Origin of the sequence: Paenibacillus sp. YN15 (assembly GCF_003285005.1) — a bacterium.
GTDB lineage: Bacteria > Bacillota > Bacilli > Paenibacillales > NBRC-103111 > Paenibacillus_AR.
In genome coordinates, this window is record NZ_QMFA01000008.1 from 1 (window position 1) to 19,939 (window position 19,939).

The window sequence follows — 19,939 nt, forward strand, 5'->3', positions numbered from 1 at the left end:
TTCGTCCTAATGCCAGCATCTCATAGATTTGACAGCTTTGCTAGGTGGTCCGTATTTGACGCTTACCCTACAACACGCCGAGACAAATGCTCACTTGATGCTCACGCAATTGGAGAAGATGAAAAAGCAATTTGCTACAAACCCTCCACTTTAACACCAGACTTTGCGCTGGTGTTATTTTATTGATGCAACACAAATGTAGGAGGGATGGGATCACGTGGAAACTACGATCAAGGTAGAAAACTTGAGCAAGTCTTACGCCAACGTCAAAGCGGTTGATCGACTCCATCTGGCGATTTGCCGCGGGGAAGTGTTCGGCTTGCTGGGCGCAAACGGCGCAGGCAAAAGCACCGCCATGGAATGTATGTTGGGCACCAAACAACCGGACAGCGGCACGGTGACCATATTGGGAATGGACCCGCAAAAAGAACGAAAGAAGCTGTTTGAGAAAATTAGCGTTCAATTTCAAGAAGCCTATTACCAAGACAAAATCAAAGTGGCGGAGCTTTGCGAGGTTACAGCATCCCTTTACCAGACCGCCGCGGATTATACGAGCTTGCTGCAACAATTCGGGCTGTCCGACAAGCTGAAAAACCAAGTAAGCGAGCTATCGGGAGGACAGAAGCAGCGGCTGTTCATCGTGCTTGCGTTAATTCCAAACCCCGAGGTCGTCTTTTTGGACGAGCTGACTACCGGGCTTGATGCGAGAGCAAGACGGGATGTCTGGAAAAGTCTTTCCGATCTAAAGGCAAGAGGATTAACCATTGTGTTGACCTCTCACTTTATGGACGAGGTGGAAGCGCTCTGTGACAACATCATGATTCTGAAAAAAGGAAAAAGCATTTTTTACGGCACCGTGCAAGAAGCGATTGCGGCCAGCCCGTATGAAACATTCGAGGATGCCTATCTTTGGTATACAGACGAGGAGGGAAACGAAAATGAAAGCATTTAGAACGCTGCTCAAAACCGAAGGCAAGCTGTCGCTGCGCGGGATGGATATGTTCATCTTTGCCATCTGCATGCCTGTCGTCGCAGTGATCATTATAGGGGCAATTTTCGGCAATAAGTCGGCTTACGATGGTGCAGCTTATACCTTCCTGGAGCAATCCTTTGGAGCGCTGGCGACCATTGCGATCTGCGCCGGAGGCGTAATGGGCCTTCCTTTGGTGGTATCCGATTACCGAAGCAGGAGGATACTGAAACGCTTCAAGGTAACGCCGACCCCTCCCGCCCTCATCTTGGCCGTACAGGTTGTCATTTATGCGATCTATTCCATCGCTTCGCTTATCCTTGTTTATTTGACTTCGACGCTTTTTTTTGATTATCAATTTCATGGTTCATGGCTGCCATTTGCAGGGGCATACTTGCTGGTCATGCTGTCCATGTTCAGCATCGGACTGCTGGTGGGCGGACTTGCGCCCAACATGAAAACAGCAAGCGCTGTGGCCAGCCTGCTCTACTTTCCCATGCTGATTTTCTCCGGGGCTACCTTGCCTTATGAGATCATGCCCGCGGCGCTTCAAAACGCGGCCGATCTATTGCCGCTTACACAGGGTATTAAGATGTTGAAAGCCGCTTCGCTCGGCTTGCCTCTGGATAGTGTGATCATTCCCGTAGTAGTGATGATTGTGCTCACAGTGCTGTGTATATGTCTGTCTCTTCGTTTTTTCAAATGGGAATAAGACGCATGTACGGATGCATTGCCGTCAGGGCATAACATCCGTTCACGGACCAACCTTGAACAGTTCCGCCCTTATTCCAATCTGATCGAATTAAGGCTGTTCACGAACGAGCTTGGCCATAAGCGCTATATCTTCGGAGGCCATTTCAAATTTGGATTTTTCAATCAAAATATTGCCTCCAGTCATCATATACGAAGGCATGACCCGTACATTACCATAATAGATTTCACTGTGGCGAATCTTGTAGGTTGAAATCGATGGCACGGCGTTTTTTCCGGTCTTTTTCTTGGCAAGGAGATTAAACGCTTTTTTGGCTACATCCCCCATCAGCATGATCACCCTCACATGGGGGAACAAGCCAAGCTCCTTTTCCAGAAACGGCAGGCTCTGTTCAATGCTGCTTTTCTCTACCGTATACTGAGATTTGGGCCGCTTGACCACATTGGTAAGATAAATGCCCATGTTGAGAATGTCTTCGATGGAGGTTACAGGCAGCCCTGCCTTTTGGAACAAGGGAATGACCGTCTCCAAATATTGAGGATTTCCCCCGCCATAGAAGTCCTGCTTGGGATCGGACGGCACGATCTCATTGATCATGATGGCCCGAATAGCCTGGGGATCTACATCCAGATCATTAAACCTCATGTCCTCCGCTTCATCGTAAGTATTCTCCAATTCATTTTTAATGTTCACCATGGATGAATCCCCCCTTTTTTATGAATATTGATGAATATTATGCTCAGAACACGTTTGACCACATTGTTCACACATTCCATTGGTTAAATTGAAACTCAGCAATTCTGAATAATGAAGTCGGCTGCTTGCCACGGCGTCATATTCGAAACATCCACTTTACAGGTGTTCAGTTTTTCGTAAAGGGGAATGCGTTCCAAGCTTTTGCGAATGATATCTTCTGTACGATTTCCCACATTTATATCCTTGGTCAGTCGTTCATGCAATGCCTGTTTATTGCAAACCAAGGATATACGATGTACCTTGCAGCCTGTTGTATCAAGGCGTGAAATTATCTCGTCAATAATTGCCTGCTCGTGCATAACCCAACAAAACACGATATTCTCATAGACCGAGCACTTGATAAAATTATTTAGAAGAAAGCAAATATTCTCCATGACCATTTGCTTTGTTTCCGCGGTCACTTGAAAGGGACGCATGTCCCAGCACCAATCCCCATCGAGAAAAACGCTGTTGTTCAATTTATCCTTTATGATTTGGCAAGTCGTTGTTTTTCCTACGCCCATTGTACCGCCGATCAAATATATATTTTTCATACGCAGTCCTCTAAATTCTATATGGTTTATCGATACACATGTAACGCCATTATACAGTAAAATCTTGGTGGACAAAACAGCTTCACCTGTTTTAAGACATGCTAACTGGAAACGGAGAATCTGCTATGCTGACATTAGGATGTTCTCGCTTGTGCATATGTTTCGTGGGGGAGGTCTACTTACGGGGAGCGTTTGATTTCCGTGCCATTGACTACTCCCGATACTGCTTTTCCAAGATTGTTAAAAGCCATCCTCTTGTTTCGTCTCCCAGCCGGTTTGCCTCTTCAATAGCTCCGGTTGGAATTTTTATAATGGAATGAACAGGCTCACTGGAACTGGGATTGTTTCGGATTCCATTCGCTTCTGCTTGAATCCTTTGGCGATCTTCCTCTGTAGTCGCGTTATAATAGTTATTGGTCAATTCGATAATCTTAATTTGGGCATACACATTTAAATTCTCATCCCCCGCTTCCCAATGACCCGTCGGGTCCCAGAACATCAGCGGGCTGTTGAGCACGTACGTATACCGGTTCAACGACAACGGACGGTTATCCTCACCCCAGTAGCTATCCTCCGAAATGAAGCGGCCTGTATACGGGTTGTAGTACCGCGCCCGCAGGTAGATGAGTCCCGATTCGGCGTCGTAGAATTCGCCTGCGTAGCGGATGGCGTTGCTATATGTCTCCTCGGTGGTCTTCTCCAGCACCTCTTTCCCCGCATCGTCCTGCATCTGTTCAATCAGCTTCACCAGTTGGTTGTCCCGGGTATACAGGTACTCGCTTTTCTTCACCCGGTATTCCGTCTGCTCTCTGCTGCCCGGCTCCGTGTACCCGCTGGGCTGGTTGGAGGTATAGGTGTGTTCATTCGTCACCCGCCCGCTCAAAAAAGAGGAACCTTGAAAGGCACGAGGCCAATCAAGGTTCACTCTGATTCAGCGTCAACTACAGCAATGGATCGAGGCTTTGCCTAATCACATTAAGGCTTATTTGCCGATTTCAAGCTACGAAAGTTGAGTTTTTAACTACAATCCAGATTAGTAAGGAGAGGTGCTACAGACCCTGCAACTTCTATTACATACCAATTTACTGCAATAAGATAATCCAATTTTTCGTTGCTTAAAAAATACTCCATTCCAAAAGAATTTTCCATCAAGTCCCCAGCTAATTTAGCATCTTTGACTACAACTACTGTGTTCCTATCAAGACCTTCTTGATCAAAAAATATAAATGCAGGCTCACTATTTAAATATTTTGAATATGAAAATTCATATTTCTCTAATGAAATAGCATGAGAATCTGCTCCAATCGCTAAGTGACCTGCAGTCTTAAAAGGTGTAAACTGTCTAATTACTCTCTTAATATAATCTTTTGAAGAATCATCATCCAAAACTTCTATTTCTATACCTAACTTGCTACTTACTTGAATTAGCTCTTGTTTATTTGGTTTGTTCATATACATCACCTCGTTGCAGGAACATCGTCTACAAATATATGTCCCCTTGTTCTATTTGCACCTTTTCCAGATGTTTGATACCCAATATGTGGTTGGTGAGGTCCTTCACCCAAAGTTCCATCTGGCTTAACATTATTCCATTTTGGTATATCCATGTTTACATTTGCACCGTTCGGACCTGACCATTCTACAGGAATACTCTTTCCAGTTTCATCCTTTCCCCATTTAGTCACATTAAACTGATCTCTAGGTACACCCGTTCGCTTGAAGGCCTCATCAAGTGCATCTTGATATCTTTTTCCAGTTCCTCGCAGATCCACGTCTTTATTGGGATTATATTTCCAGTTGCCACCAGTTAAACCCACTCCATTACAATTCGTATTATGCACCCAAATACCAATATCCGTTACATAATACGTGTGGTAGTCCGCAACCGTAAAGTTATACACCGTCACCTTTTCATCCAGTTTTACAAACTCAACGTTATCAATTATCAGGTTGCTTCCGTCAGCCTTTTGGAGTTTGTCACCCGCCTGAAGCTCATCCGCAAAGACCCAGCCCTTGCCTTCCACCCAGAACGGATGGTTGTCGGTCGTCTCGATGACTTGCTCCCCAACGTACAGCTTAATTATATCATCACGTTGGTTGCGATATAAGCCAGTCACTTCCTTAAAATCCAACTCTCCATCAGGGTTTTTCTCATCCTTGGCGAGAACCTTATCTCCGACTTCAATGTCTTCGATATTCTTCTCCCCTTCGTCTGTTTGAACCTCAGTCCCTGCTACAAAGCAATTACAGGGATTAAAGTTCGCCTCCTTATAGGTCTTGGCCTTACCGTTATTCACGGCCCCGTTGCGAACGGCGGTGTAGGTGGACCTCGGCCCCATTGCCGCGGATATCCCGATTAGTCCAAGCGCTTCCTGCATTCTTTCGGACTGAAGTTGCGCATCGATCTCCGTTATGGACATTCCGCTTCTCATACTTGTGTTATAGGTTAATTCTAGCACATCTCCTGTGGCCCAGTTCCAGAATTTCCACCAACTGTCCCGTTCCACAAATTGATCCTTACCAAATATCTTCTCCAAATTTGGGTCGCTGATTGTTCCCCCATTCTTCTCCATCACTGCCAACAAAGTAACGGTCTGATCCAAACTTACAGAGGAATCCGTGTTAGCCAATACTTGCCCAACAAATAACTCTTCCGCCGGGGTGAGCAGATAATTCTTCCCCATGCTCACCGATGCCACTTCCGGATTCTCATACTCATTGCTGGAGGTAGTCACCAGTAGCTGGGTTCGCCCGATGGTCGTGGTGGTCTCTGTTCCCGTGTTCAATCCCGACGTATACGGGGAACTGGTATACTCGATAGAAACATAGGTAGAATCATGATCGTTTGCATATTCTTCCGCTTTTTGATTCGCTGACCGCAGGACCGCATCCCATGCTGCTTTGTCAAAATCCTTGTCGTCATACTCACTCGCATTGTCGATGACATATTCCAAGGTTTGCTTTGCTTCTACTTGCAAAACCGTTACTTGATCCCTATCATAATTCGCGTTGTTCTTCGCCTGCTCCCGAATCGCTATCGCTTCTTGTTGAATGCCTTTGCGATCCGCTTCCGATACCGTGGAATAATAGGCGGAAGTCAAAGCAATAATTTTGGCTTGGTCGTCTGCACTCAGATATTCATCCCCCGCTTCCCAATGACCCGTCGGGTCCCAGAACATCAGCGGGCTGTTGAGCACGTACGTATACCGGTTCAACGACAACGGACGGTTATCCTCACCCCAGTAGCTATCCTCCGAAATGAAGCGGCCTGTATACGGGTTGTAGTACCGCGCCCGCAGATAGTATAGCCCCGATTCGGCGTCGTAGAATTCGCCTGCGTAGCGGATGGCGTTGCTATATGTCTCCTCGATGGTCAGCGTCGGGCTGCCGAAGATGTCGTAATCGTACTGGTTCTCGACAGTACCGTCTTCGCTTACGGTCTGCACCACATCCCCATGTCCGTTGTACAGGAAGTAGGAGGGTTGCGCCGCGGCGTCCCCTGTGACCCCTGTCCGCGAGATGTAGTTGATGCCCCGCACATACCGTACCGACAGGCTGTCCGCAGCGTCCGTTTCCAGGATCACGTATTGGCGGTCATAGAGATAACGGGTCACCTGGGCCTCGTAGCCGTTGGCCGAACTCTCCACCGTCTTCTGCGTCCGCAGGCCGTTTCCATCATAGACGAAGCCAATGGTGGTCCGTTCGCCGCCTTTTACCCGCTCAGTGGTCACCAGTTGGTTGAACCCATCAAAACTATTGCTTACCTTTTCAATCACCGCGTTCGGATCGCTCTCTACTCCGTCTCCGTACAAGCTGCCTCCGGTGCTTTGCCGCAGACTGCGGGTATGCGGGTGCAGGTAGCTTACCTTCTGCCTCACCTCATTGCCATTGCCGTCGTACAGATACTCGGTAGTCTTCTCCAGCACCTCTTTCCCCGTATCGTCCTGCATCTGTTCAATCAGCTTCACCAGTTGGTTGTCCCGGGTATACAGGTACTCGCTTTTCTTCACCCGGTATTCCGTCTGCTCTCCGCTGCCCGGCTCCGTGTATCCGCTGGGCTGGTTGGAGGTATAGGTTTCTTGCAGGGATTGCCGGTTGCCGGCGGCATCATAGGCATACACCGTGGTTTTTCCCGGTGCTTCCACCTTGGTGACGCGGCCCGATTCATCATACGCATAGTCGGTCCGCCCATAGCTGTCCGTCTTGCTGATCTGGCGTCCATTCTCGTCATAGGTGTAGGCATACTGGGAGATGACACTGCCATCCGGCTTTTTGTTCACCATCGCCAGCAGACGGTATGCCTTGTCATACACGTAGGTCTCGCTGACTCCGCCCGGATAGGTCACCGAAGCCCGGTTGCCGTTGGCATCATAGGCATAAGAGGTGGTCTTGCCCTCCGCCTCTACGGTCTCCATCCGGCTGGACTTGTCGTAGCTGTAGCGAATCACATGCCCCAGCTTGTCCGTGACCGTCTCGACATTGCCGATAGCATCATAGGTATAGGCAACCTGCGGCGCCCCGTCCTTCTCCACACGCAGCAGACGATTGTTCCGGTCATAGGCATATACGCTTCCGCCGCTGGCATCAGTCATACTGGCCCGATTGCCTGTTTCATCGTAGGTGAAAGCGATGGCGTCACCGGTTTCCTCCACAGACTTGCCCGTGAGCCTTTCCTGGTTGTCAAACCTATACCGGGTCTGATTCCCGTTGCCGTCCTGCACCAGAGCCATTTGCAGCGCCAGATTGTAGCGGTAGCTCTCTTTCCTCCCCGCGGCATTCACCGATTCCAACAGCAGCCCGAGGGCGCCATAGGTATACCGGGTGGTTTTGCCCCGGCCATCCGTCAGGGTCAGCTTGTTGCCGGCCAGATCATAGCTGTAGGCAGTGGTCACCTGCTGCGGATCTGTCACAGACAGCAGCAAGCCTGCTTCGTTGTAGGCATAGGCCGTCACATTCCCCAGGGCATCCGTCTGTTCCACCAGTTCCCCTGCGGGATTGTACCGGTAGGAAGCGGAAAACCAGCTGGCATCGTGCAAGGCCGCGAGCTCCGGGTTCGTCTCCTTCACCAGCCGGTTGGCCAGATCGTACTCATACACCCAACCGTCCCTGGCCTCATCCGTATCGGCAGAGAGGATGCCCGATGCGTCCATTTTCTTCGTCATGTTGCCGTTGGCGTCATAGGCATAGCGGGTGACGGCCGCCCCATAAGGGTCAATTACCTCCACCAGCCGATTCAGTCCGTCATACCGGTAGGACATGCTGTAGCCCTTGGCATTGGTATCCTGCGTTTTATTGCCAGCCAAATCGTAGGCATAATGAAGCGTTTGTCCTTCTCCGTCTGTCATGGACACCGGCCGGTTGAGCCCGTCATAGGCATACGCCGTCACAGCGCCGCGCTCATTTTCCACCGCTATCCGGTTGCCGCTTGCGTCATAGCTGTACCGCACCTGTACATCGGCTCCCTGGTGCTTGCGAATTTCCGCCACGGGCCGGTTCAGGGCATCATAGACATAACGGGTGGCATACAGCTCCCGGTTGACTGTATCTGCCTCTTCATAGGCATAGGCAAGCGGACGAATTTCCTTCACCTTGTTGCCCAAAAGATCGTACTCATAGCCTGTTATCAGACGAACCATGCCGGGATAAGCGGGATCTTGCAAAGCAGGCGTCGCCGCCAGCCCGGAATCAATCTCCAGACTCTCTTGCTCCGCCAAGCGGATATGGCGGGTGAGCCGGTTCAGACCATCATACTCAAACAGCTCCGTATCATACCGGTCCGCCTCCCGCAGCCGCTCCCGCTTGACCATATTCCCGCTTTTGTCATAGGCATACTGTGTGAGCCCGCCGCTGCCGTCCAGCTCCGTATGGAGCAGACCGTTCTCATAGTAGGTGTAAGCGGTGGTCCGCAGGAAATCCGTCTCCCGGGAGCCGGACAGGCTCTTGCGGATCATGTTGCCTGCCGGGTCATACCGGTAGGTCTCTACCGCATAGACCGTATTGCCGCTTTCGTCCCGTTCCAGAGGCGTGCGCTTCTCCGTCACTCTGCGGGCGCCGTCATAGCTGAATAACACCGCGCTGCCCCGCTTGTCCGACGCTGAAACCAGATTGCCCGCCAGATCCGTCTTGTTCTCCATGGTATGGCCCAGCGCGTCCGTAACAGCTTTTACCTGGCCGAAGGCGTTGTAGGCATAGGCAGTCACATTCCCCAGCGGATTCTTCTCCGACAGCATCCGGCCCAGCTTGTCATAGCTGTATTCCGTCGCGCCTCCATTGGGGTCGTCCACCCGGCGCAAGGTTCCGTCCGGGTCATAAACATAGGCGGTGGCAAACCCCCGCGCATCGGTGCGGCGCACAATATGATCCAGCACATCATAAGACATGCGAATGGTCCCGCCCATGGCATCCTTGGACTCTACAGGACGGCCCAGGCCGTCATAGCGGATTTCCATACCTGCGGAGCCGGACATATCCCCGGTCCAGCGCAACCCATCCACCTGTTTCACCACTTGTCCCTTGCCGTCATACTGGAGAATCTCCATTGCCGGGCCCTCGGGTGAGAGGGTTGCCGTCCGCCGGTTCAGAGCATCGTAGGTGTAAGAAATTCCTGTCATGGAGGCCACTGTATCCGGCTGATCCAGCTCCGCCTGATACTGGTTGGGAGCAATGGTCTTCACCACATTGCCCATGGCATCCAGCACATAGCGGGTGACGGCTGCCTCCCCGTCTGCCGCCTGACTCTTGCGGATCAGCCGGCTTAGGGCATCGTACTCATAGAAGGTAGAGATTCCATTGGCGTTTTTCTCCTCCATCACATTTCCGTTGCCATCGTAACGGTAAGACACGGAGGCTTGCAGCGGATTGATTTTCTTGACCACCTTGCCATCCAGATCAACATTCATGGTGATGGTGTAGCCGTTGGGATCAGTGACGGCGGTCATATTGCCGCTTCTGTCGTAGCGATACACCGTTGCCGACTGCAGCCGGTCATAATATTCGTCATCATAGACGGGATTGCGCACATCATTCATCCGCAGATCGGAGGTCGGCACCAATAAAATCTCTTTTGTCACCCGGAGCAGCAGGTCATACTCGTAGCGTCTGACCTCTTCTGTCCCCTCCGTCACCTTGGTTTTCTTCACAAGCACCTTGCCGCTGCGGTCATATTCCTGTCTGACCTCCCGGCCATTGGGACCGGAGGTGCGGATTAACCTGCCCGCTTGATCGTATTCATGCTCCACCCGGTCCCCAGCAGATACCAGGGAACCGCGGCTTCCGGAAGCAGGAGCCGTCTCCAGAAAGGTTTCACTGGACACAAGCCGATTGGCCTCATCATATTCGTAACGGTTCACCTTGAAGAGCCGGCTGGCTCCCTCAGTGGAAATCCAGGCCCTTTTCTCCGTCATATTTCCCGAGGCATCGTACCCGTAGTCAGTTATGCCCCCGTTCTGATCCACACTCTGAAGCAGCTCGCCCTTGGGCGAATAGCTGAAGGTCTGGACAGTGCCATCGGCATATTCCGTCCGGTAGGGCTTGTCAAAAATGTTGAAGCGGGTGCGGGTTACAGCTCCCGCACGATTGGTTACCGCCAAGTACGCCTTGCCTGTGAGATCATAGGCGTATGTCTCCGTCAGACCGTCGGGGTCCGTTCGGCTCTTGAGCAGCCCGTTTCCGTAATAAGCGAAGGAGGTCATTTGCCCCAGAGCATCCGTCCTGGTCAGCGGATTGCCCAATGCGTCATAGGTGAAGCGCTGGCTGACCTTGGCTGTGGAGTTGGCTGCATTATCCGCCGCTGTCTGTGCAGAGGTTTCACTGATTTTCCGGTTGTTGGCATCATAGACGAACAGCCGCCCCACCGACTTCCGGGGGTCCTCCTGCCGGTAACCCTCTCCTGCAACCTCCTTGACAATATTGCCGCGGCCGTCGTATTCCCTGTAGCCCACAACCGTTCTGGCGGTTCCATCAAAAGCCGCGGTGCGGAAAAGCCGGTTGTTGGCATCATACTCATACTCCATTCCCGGCGCCTGCTCCGGCGGAAGATGGCCGTACCGGGGATCAATCTGCTTCACCCGGTTGCCTGCAGCGTCATACAAATAGCGGGTCATATTCCCCAACGCATCCGTTTGCCCGATGAGCCGCCCCAGGCCGTCGTAAGCATACAACACCGTTGTCTCCACCCCGCCCACTGTCATGGACTCGGAGACACGCCTTCCCGTTTTGTCATACGCATAACGGATCGTCTTCGTCCGGCCAGCGGTAAACGGGCTGTTTTTCTCCACAATCTGGTTGCGGTAATCATAAGCATAGGTGGTGACGAACTCTTCCCCGGCGGCATTGAGATCCCGCTCCTCCAGCACATTGCCTGCCGCGTCCCGAAGGTAGCTCTTGCGGTAATAGCCGTAATCCTCCGCAATGCCTGCGGGAGACTGCTCCCTGTAAGCGCCTGTTTCCACAAGCACTCTGCCTGCATAATCGTAGGCATACTCGTAAATCCGGTATTGGGTCTCTGCGGCGTCTGCATATTGGACCACGCCGGTTTTATTGCCCGCCGCATCATAGGAAACCTTGATATGAGAGCGGGTTTGTTCGTCAACGGTGCGATATTCGTCCGTCAACCGATTTAGCGCATCGTAGCGGTATTCCGTATCCGATGCCATCCGGTCCGCGCCGGCCTCTTGCTGGCCCTGCCGCACCCGAATCCGGTTGCCGGCAGCATCATAGTCGTACTTGGTATAGGTGTAAGCGGCTGGCTGTCCCTCCTGATAAACCCTCCCTTCGGCAAGCCGTCCGGCATCGTCATAGCGTGATTCCGTTATCCGCCCCTCCGGCTCCTCCTGCTTCACCACCTGATTCAGGGCATTGTAGGACTGCCTGATCTCATTGCCTGCCGGGTCCTTACGGCCTGTTAATCTGCCCAAGGCGTCATAGGTATAAAAAGCAGTATGACCGTTGGCATCCGTTTCGCTGACCTTATTGCCTACATAGTCATAGGCAAACAAGGTGACATCTGTACGGAAGCCGTCCGCCGTGGTTTCCAGCTTAACCAACCGGTTCAGGGCATCGTAATAATAGGTTTTGGGGTTTCCTTCCTCATCCTTCGCAGTCATTGCCAAGGGAAGGGCCGAATTCCCCGTCAGGGTATAAGCAAGCCGAATGGTTCCCTTATTGACATTCCCCGCATCGAAAAAGGTTTTGGAAACCAGCCTGTACCGGCTGTCATACTCATACAGGACGGCATTGCCATTGGCATCGGTTTCCCTGGTTTTGTTGCCCTTGCCATCATATTCCCCGGCATATTGGAAGGACCATACTCCCTTCTCCCGGATGTCCTTCTTGACCAGATTGCCCAGAATATCATACTGGTGGAGAAAAGCATTGCCGTTGGCATCGGTCAGCTCGATCTCCAGATTCTGATACGGCTTTTCCCGGTAAGCATATTCCTTGGCCGTGCCGTCTGCCTCCACAATCCGCAATACCCGCCCCAGCGCATCATACTGGTAAGAGATACGGTTGCCGTTGCCGTCCCATTTTCCTGTGACTGCCCCTCTGTTCAGATCGTAGGCATACCTGCGGGAAACCGTCTCCCCCGAAGCGGAAACAACCCGCTCCTCTGTCAGATAGGCTCCTTGGGTATCGGCTCCGTCCCCGTCTGTTCCGTAGCTGTACGCCGTAATAAAGTGCTGACCATCTGTTCCCGAGAAGGCCTCCTTGCGGATCATATTGCCGTAAGCATCATAGCCGAATTCTGTTATAACGGCCGCTTCTCCGGAGCCGCCGGTTATCTTCGTTTCTCTGGAAATATTGCCGCGCTCATCCACATCGTACAAAATCTGCGCTGTGGTGCCGCTGTCTGTTTTCCATGTCTTCCCCGTCAGGACATGGTATTTGTCATAGGCGTAGGCATACACAACCGTATGCTCATTGTCCACCGGATTGCCATTCTCGTCCCGCTCCGCCTCAGGCCCTGTATAATTGGTCAGATTGCCGTACTGGTCGTAACGGTAATTTTCGGTTCGTTTCACCGGAACACCGCTGCTTTGTCCGCCTGACATGGGATACTGCACGATTTCCTGCTTCTTGACCAGCTTCATGTCATCCCGTTCAGTGGTCAGAATCTCCTTGTGGTCGGCGCCATTCTTCTCCGTGGTCAACAGCTGGTGAAGACCGTCAAAGCTGTAGGCTGTGGTATTGCCCTTCATGTCTGTAGTCATGCTGGAATAACGATAGGTATCCTTCAGATAGGTATAGTCGTTCTTCTGGTAATCCGCAATGCCATATCCGTCGGACTCATTGGTGTAGGCATAGTGGGTCTTGTCCTTTTCCGCAGTGGTAAATCTCTCCAAAAAACCGCTTGGGGAGGGATCGTAGCCCTGCTTAATCAATTCCTTGGCTTCAAATACCTTGCGGACCTGCATACTGCCCTTATCATTGAGGCCGCTGGTATAGGTATTGTACACGTAGCGCTTGATCCGGTTGGTCTTGACATAGTCGATCTGGGTCAGATTCTCGTACCGGTTGAATACCGAATAGGTGCTGCCGTTCATGAATGTAAAACCCAGATCCGGCTGCTCATACCATAGATGAGCCTTCACCTGCCCGTCCAGATCGTATACCCGCTGCAGGCGGGTCCGCATCACATGCTTGGAGGAGCTGACCAGCACAGCGGATTTGTCATAGACAATGGTCTGGCCGCCGGGAACGTGGGCAATCACCTGAAATTTACCCTCCAGATCACCGGAATCTGTCGCTGTGGGATTCTGGGAAGCCAGATAGGACTCGGCAGGCGCACCGGCGCCTTCAAGAGGCTTTACCGTGAAGCCTTCGTCCTCCTTGTATTCAAGAGTAATAACCCGGCCGATGGTATCCGTAATGGAGGTCAAGAGCTTTCGTGTACTGGCTGCTCCGTCTATCGTGTAGGTGAAGGAGCTATACTCGAAGCGGATGGCATTTCCATAGCGGTCCACAATCCCCACCAATCTGCCGTCCTCGGTAAAATAGCTCTTTTTGCCATCATTGCCGGCCATGACATACTTGGACTTGCCGTCATCCTGGCCGTTGCTGTAGGCATCCGTTTCTTTCACCACCACATCCTGCACCGTCTGCCCTTCAGGCAGATAGATAAGCTCCCCGTGATCGGTGTACGCCTTCAAGCGGTAGACATCCCCACTTTCCGTGTGCAGGAATTTATGGCTGGTACCATCGGAATTCTCCCGGATTTCCATAGTGGGAATGGAAAACCGGGTGCCGATCCCCAAATTATAGCGCTCTTCATAGAAGGAGGCGGTTTTGGCGTCGGAGTACACATAATCCACCCAGGCGCCATTAACGTACTTCACCTTCATCTCTTGCACATTGGAGGAGTTGTTTCTGTAGATACGCTTCAGCTCCACATTCAAGCCATTGCGGCCGGGAAGGATGAAATCCGTCTGGGCAATGGTCAGTTCCCCGTTCTGGGGATTGATGCTCTCCTCAGCCGCACTTGTCCGCAGATAGACCGGGGAAAGCATCGTGCTGTACTTCTCCGTGGGGCCAATCAGATTGTTCAGCTGCTCCTCCAGTGTTTCGGCATGGGCTGCCGCCGGCATAAGCATGAAAAAGAATAAAATCGCGGTACTTATCCATTTTATGTAAAATTTCACCATTTCACCTCCGTTCACAGATTGCTGTTTACACTGTCATATTTGAGCGCATATGCTTCCTCATACAGCGCAGCCTCCGAAGTGCCCTTCTTCAGCTTGGCTATTACCGGCTCCGTCTCTTGCCCCAGCTTGCCGGCCAGAACGAAAGCCTCCACTACCTGCTCCTCACTCATCACCCCTGCCTCCGTAAACTTCTTCAGCTGCTCCTCAGTGACGGATACCCGCGGCAGCGCAGTTCCGCTGAACAACAGCCCCACGGCGGCGCATTGCTCCCTCCAGCCGGGGGCGGCCGCTTCCAGCTTGCTGTTGATCAGTTCCTTAAACGGTTTGCCGGTTTTAAAGGAAATCTGGTCGGCGATCATGATATCGTCTGCAGTGAGCCGCGGGGATTTCAATAGCGTCTCAAGATAGTCCGAGTCAAAGGCCTGCGGGACAAACTCTTGCGCATCCTGCAGATAGGCGGCAAACAGTTCGGCCCAACTACGGCCAGTCTGCCGGAGAGCAAGCAAGCTCTCCACGTCTGCGAAGCTGCCGAACTGGCGGTAGGCGAATTCGTAGGCCGTCAGCACATCCGCAGCCTTGGCACCACTGGCCAGCAGATCATCAAGCTTGGTCCGGTAGGCCTCGTGCACGTGGAACTCCGCAAGAAGCCGCTTGTAATGCTCCGCATCCTGCTTGTAGCCCTGCGGATTGGAGCGCTGCAATCCCTCCAATACCAAGCCGGACAATTCGATAGCGCCTGCGGCTGCCTCCAGCGTGGCTTCCTCCGCCTCGGCCTGCGCCTTCAGAGTCTGCCGAAGCTGTTCATCCAGTACGCTGATCGCTTGCGGACTTGCTGTGGCCTCTGCCGTTGCCGCTGCTCCGGCAGATTCCGCTTCTCGCGCCGGGGCTGGACCTGCCCAGCCCCATTCCTTCGCATAGGAATAGAATGCCGTGCCGCCGGATAAGAGCAGCACCAGCACAAGCATGGCGGCAGTGAATTTGGCCAGAATGGATTTTCTCATGGGATTAACCCTCATTTCTGCTTGTTGGGATTGAGATTCTCAATTTCCTTCATAATCTGCTCCGCGGGGTTAACCGGCTTCACATCCCGGACATCGGGAGCCATGGAAGCAGGGGCGGCCGGCAAAGGTCCGTCCTCCTGCGCCGCCGGAGACAAAACACTCCCGGCTGTACCTCCCGCTTGTCCGGTGGACACATTGTTCTCCCGCTCCTGGCGGTTGCTCTCCTGAAGCTGCTCCAACGCTTTTTCTTCCAAGCTCTGGATGGTAATGGCCCGGAACAGGGGATTTTCCGACAACCGCTTCTTCTTTGCCTCTTCATAAGCCCCGGGCTCAGCCGCTCGGTCCTCCGGATTCAGCCCCAATTGGAGTGCGAGCAAATATTCGTTCAAGGCCTGCTCCAACCCGCCAAACTCGTCTTGCAGGCGGATCATAAACGCAATTGCCCCGGATGTTTGGAAGGCCTCGGCCAATTTGCTGTAAGCTTCCGTTTCCTCTTTGTCCTCCAGCAGTTCTCCAGCCCCTCCTGAATTCATAACGGCTGCCGGAGGGGCCGGGCTCCAGGATGTCTGGCTATCGGCAATGCTTGCCAGCTGCACCTGTACCCGCTCTGCCAGCAGCTTGGCTTGAAGAATCTGCTCCCGGGAAAAGCCTGCCTGGATCAGCTCATTAATGACTGCTTCCCCATCCTTTTCTCCCATAAGGGCCTCAATCCGGGACGTCCGGTCTTCCTCCATGGAGGCGTATGGGTCAGCTTGCAAGCGGACCAGTACCTGATTCCAATTTAGCCCTTCCGCCCTCAGCTTGGTTATCTCCTGCGTAGGCACTCCTGTCATATTAGAAATATCTGCGAGAATCTCTTGATCGCTGCTTGCGGATGCAATTGCAGAGCCGGGATTTTCCGCCCCGTCAGGCTGTCTGGCGGCAAGAGCGCCGAAGTAAACCGAAGAGGGCGCGAGAAGACTCACGGCCAGCACGATGCCAATGATTCGGGTATGTCTTTTTTTCAACCTTCATCGACCTCTTTCCCTATTATTCGACTGTCACGCGGATGTTGGCCGCTCCGTTTATTTTCGACTTGAACCGGACCGCCGCCAATTCTCCTGACCATGATGTGCCGGGCTCGATGCTTTGGCTCATGCGATAGATCACCTTTCCCCGGGTGTATTCTACCTTCAGGGGGGAGCCCGGAATGGTTCCGGAAGCCATCAGGTCTGCCACAGGAGTGAAGCTGTATAAGTCGGTGATCTCCAGTTCTTCCGGATTATAGGACACTACAAAGGACAGTTCGCTAAAATCCTGCACATTCCATCCCAGGAGAGATACTTCAAAGCTCTGATCGGCCGTAACTGCTGCAGTGTAATCCGGGCTGGTTGTGCTTTTAACCATGGCATTGCTCCAGGCGGTAACGCCAGTCTGATTTTTGGCGCGAATGCGGTAGGTGTGAGAAGTTCCCGATGCCAGTTGCTCATGAAGGTATATTCTGGATGCGCCCAAATCGTAAACCTGACCATCTACCTCAATATCATAGCCGTCGGCCCCGTCGACTCTTTCCCAACGCAGCTCAATGGAATTATCCGCCGGGAATGCCTCCAGACCTTCAGGTGCATCAGGGGGATCAGGCAGGGTGGACAGGCTGAGAATGGCAATCCACTCACCATTGCCGCTGCCGTCTTCATCCTGAATCCGTATCTTGTAGGTATGGAACTCATTGGCTGCCAGTCCCGTATGGTTGTAGATTGTCCCCGCCCCGTTATCCCGGACAACGCCGTCAACCTCCACATCGTATCTGGCATCCGGAGACACTGTGTCCCACGAGATGAGGATGCGGTTATTGGTTACCAGTGCCACCACATTGGTTAACGACATGGTTGCCCCGCTTCCTTCCGGCAGAGTCTTCATGCTGACAGGGGCAGTCCAATCGCTCTTGCCACTGATGTTCACCGCCCGTACACGATAGGTATGCCGACTATTGGGGACTAGTCCGCTGTCTACAAATTGGTTGTCGGTTTCATCTCCCAGGACAGCGCCATCCACTTCGATTTCGTAGCGGTCGGTATGGAGCACCCTGTACCAGGTCAGCGTAATGGAGGCTTCATCTGCCGTCCCCATAATATTGGTTGGTACGGATGGCTTTTCCGGATGTGTGGTCATATCGACGGGGGCGCTCCACGGGCTTTTGCCTCCGGCGTTTTTGGCCCTTACCCGGTAGGTGTGTCCGGATACAGGCTCCAGCCCCTCATGAAGATAAGTATCCGTATTCCCCACATCCATAATCAGGCCATCTACCTCCAGCTCATAGGCATCGGCCTCCTCGACCTTGTTCCAAGACACCGCCATGGAATAAATGGAGGGCTGGGCCAGTGGCCGCTCCGGCGCAACCGGAGGGTATGGCAATGTCTTGAGGGCAATTGCCGGGCTCCAGTCACTGACCCCTCCCGGATTCAAGGCCCTTACCCGATAGGTATGGAGGGATTTGGGTTCCAGGCCACGGTGGACAAACTGGGGAAGAGCACCGACCGGATAAACAGCGCCGTCCGCCTCCACCTCATAGGCTTCGGCACGGATTGAAATGTCCCACTCCAGTGTAATTTCCGTCTGTGATGGCACTGCTGTTACATGAGCCGGCACAGGGGGTGGATCGGGCAGGGTGAACACGGTGAGGTAGGGGCTCCATGCCCCCGCTCCTCCTCCCGTTACAGACCGGACGCGATACTCATGTCTGGTATTGGGACTAAGCCCGGAATGAATATAAGCGGTGGAACTGGCCACAGCCACAGCTTGTCTGTCCAGCTCTACCTCATAATGCAATGCGCCGGCTGCTGCTTCCCAGCTTAAGGCAATGGACCGCTGGGCGGCTGATCCGTAGAAATTAGCCGGGGGATACGCCAGAGTAATGCCTTGTACAGGCTGACTGCCGGGGGACTCGATCCCCTCATCATTTCTTGCCTTGGCATGGATAGTATAGACAGTTCCCGGAGCTAAGCCTGCAGCGGTAATGCTCTGGGCTTGCAGCTGTATCCATTGTGCCGTGGCGGACAATTGTCCATTTTGGTCCAGAAACTGATTGTTCAACTGGATCTGGTACTGGGTGTGGCCGGGGTTGCGATCCGAAAAGGTAATCTGCAGCGCCGTTTCCGTTTTGGAGGAAATGACAGGCATCGGTGTCTGCGCCTTCGTTCGAGCCGTCCCAGTCCACTGATTCGTATGACCAGTTGCGTCCCTCGCCTGGAATAAAACAGAGTAGGCTGTATTGGGAAGCAGATCGTATTGGATATAGGCAGTATCCTGTATCCATCCGCTGTCTCCGGAATCAATCCGGTACCGGTATGGAGCGGGATCAAGTCCAAAATGATCGGCAGCTGACCCCGTTATCTGAATCGAGCTGTCCGTCGTTGCTATTCCGACATTGCCCATATAGGGAGGCGATTTATCCAGACGGAAGGTGGTCTGGGCTTGAACAGTTGTGGATGCGTCCCGGACTTTGTACAAAATAGTATGAGTTCCTTCCAATAGTGCTGCTGTATCAAGCGGCGGAAACGCCACATATTGGGGAATCTGGGTATTGGAAATAGTCTGGACAGCTCTTGCCGTCCCCTCTCCATCCAGGTAATACTCCACATGCAAGGCTTCGTTATCCACATCCTTGACCGTGACCGCAGGCGAAAAAGGAATTAAATCCGACACCAGTTGATTATTTTGGGGCAGATAGCCTTCAATAGATGGCATGGAATTAATCTGTTGGAAGATTTCATCCAGGTTTTCCTCGAAATTGCTGTATAAATCAAGGTATTTCCCGCCCGTCAGAGGGGCCATTCGCTGAAATTGGGATACTGCGGTGCCCCCTCCGATTGTGGTCAGGATAATATTTTCATTTTTCAGGGTCTGAATCACCCCTGCTTCCGTATAACTCCCGGCACTGAAAATCGCTTCATCCCCAATCAGGATGAAATACTTGGTAGAATTTAGTTCAAAGGTGTAGTCCCGGGCTTTCATAATGGCATCCAGCCCATTCTCTATCCCCCCTTCCACATAAATCCTTCCCACGTTCTGGATAAAGGTACTGACATCCGAGGTGAGGGGATATACGGTTGGGGAATATTCATAGGATATCAGCCCCAGCTGAAATGGAATCCCCTGCCGGCTCAGCTTGTTGGCAAAGCCAGTTACCTGTGTTTTCACATTATTAATGGAAGGACTCATGCTTCCCGAACGGTCAATAATAAACACGATATCCACACTCGATCTGGCAAATGCAGGGGATGGTTTTATCAGTAAAGGGGACAGGATGGCTAAACACAACAGAATAATGGCCAGTCTTTTCACGGCAT

General features: G+C 52.4%; 11 protein-coding genes. 3 read left to right on the forward strand and 8 right to left on the reverse strand.

The genetic code is table 11. The features are described 5' to 3' along the window. From DQG13_RS31130 to DQG13_RS08945, 3 genes are all read left to right on the forward strand, one after another. The coding region (locus DQG13_RS31130; RefSeq protein ID WP_220094344.1) for a hypothetical protein at positions 1-186 on the forward strand (186 nt) is incomplete at its 5' end. Positions 187-217: 31 nt separating this feature from the next. Next, on the forward strand, positions 218-952 hold the full coding sequence (locus DQG13_RS08940; protein ID WP_113019414.1) for an ABC transporter ATP-binding protein: 735 nt from the start codon (positions 218-220) through the stop codon (positions 950-952). Next, positions 939-1,682, forward strand: a complete 744-nt coding sequence (locus DQG13_RS08945; RefSeq protein ID WP_113019415.1) for an ABC transporter permease — start codon at positions 939-941, stop codon at positions 1,680-1,682. Before DQG13_RS08940 ends, DQG13_RS08945 begins: the two co-directional genes overlap by 14 nt. A 90-nt stretch (positions 1,683-1,772) precedes the next feature. Here DQG13_RS08945 and DQG13_RS08950 read toward each other — a convergent pair whose 3' ends face one another. From DQG13_RS08950 to DQG13_RS08985, 8 genes are all read right to left on the reverse strand, one after another. Then, a complete protein-coding gene (locus tag DQG13_RS08950) occupies positions 1,773-2,378 on the reverse strand; it encodes a uracil-DNA glycosylase family protein (RefSeq protein WP_258525561.1) in 606 nt (201 codons plus the stop codon). A gap of 95 nt (positions 2,379-2,473) precedes the next feature. Continuing rightward, entirely contained in the window at positions 2,474-3,046 is a 573-nt protein-coding gene (locus DQG13_RS08955) for an AAA family ATPase (protein WP_258525562.1), read from the reverse strand. A gap of 136 nt (positions 3,047-3,182) precedes the next feature. Continuing rightward, positions 3,183-3,842 (reverse strand): RHS repeat-associated core domain-containing protein, encoded by a 660-nt coding sequence (locus DQG13_RS08960; RefSeq protein ID WP_258525563.1) that lies wholly within the window; start codon positions 3,840-3,842, stop codon positions 3,183-3,185. Between the two features lie 146 nt (positions 3,843-3,988). Then, entirely contained in the window at positions 3,989-4,423 is a 435-nt protein-coding gene (locus DQG13_RS08965) for a hypothetical protein (RefSeq protein WP_181592657.1), read from the reverse strand. Positions 4,424-4,428: 5 nt separating this feature from the next. Then, positions 4,429-14,610, reverse strand: coding sequence for a polymorphic toxin type 47 domain-containing protein (locus DQG13_RS31730; RefSeq protein ID WP_113019417.1), 10,182 nt, complete (start codon positions 14,608-14,610; stop codon positions 4,429-4,431). An 11-nt stretch (positions 14,611-14,621) separates the two neighbouring features. Next, entirely contained in the window at positions 14,622-15,611 is a 990-nt protein-coding gene (locus tag DQG13_RS08975) for a hypothetical protein (protein WP_113019418.1), read from the reverse strand. Positions 15,612-15,622: 11 nt separating this feature from the next. Continuing rightward, positions 15,623-16,618, reverse strand: a complete 996-nt coding sequence (locus tag DQG13_RS08980; protein ID WP_113019419.1) for a hypothetical protein — start codon at positions 16,616-16,618, stop codon at positions 15,623-15,625. 22 nt (positions 16,619-16,640) lie between these two features. Beyond that, positions 16,641-19,934 carry a fibronectin type III domain-containing protein gene (locus DQG13_RS08985; protein ID WP_181592658.1) on the reverse strand — a complete coding sequence of 1,098 codons (3,294 nt, stop codon included), beginning with the start codon at positions 19,932-19,934 and terminating at the stop codon, positions 16,641-16,643. Positions 19,935-19,939 lie beyond the last annotated feature (5 nt).

Excerpts from the sequence above, each read along its gene's own strand:
- DQG13_RS08975 (WP_113019418.1), bottom strand. The coding sequence starts at position 15,611 with ATGAGAAAATCCATTCTGGCCAAATTCACTGCCGCCATGCTTGTGCTG.
- DQG13_RS08950 (WP_258525561.1), bottom strand. The coding sequence starts at position 2,378 with ATGGTGAACATTAAAAATGAATTGGAGAATACTTACGATGAAGCGGAG.
- DQG13_RS08945 (WP_113019415.1), top strand. The coding sequence starts at position 939 with ATGAAAGCATTTAGAACGCTGCTCAAAACCGAAGGCAAGCTGTCGCTG.
- DQG13_RS08965 (WP_181592657.1), bottom strand. The coding sequence starts at position 4,423 with ATGAACAAACCAAATAAACAAGAGCTAATTCAAGTAAGTAGCAAGTTA.
- DQG13_RS31730 (WP_113019417.1), bottom strand. The coding sequence starts at position 14,610 with ATGGTGAAATTTTACATAAAATGGATAAGTACCGCGATTTTATTCTTT.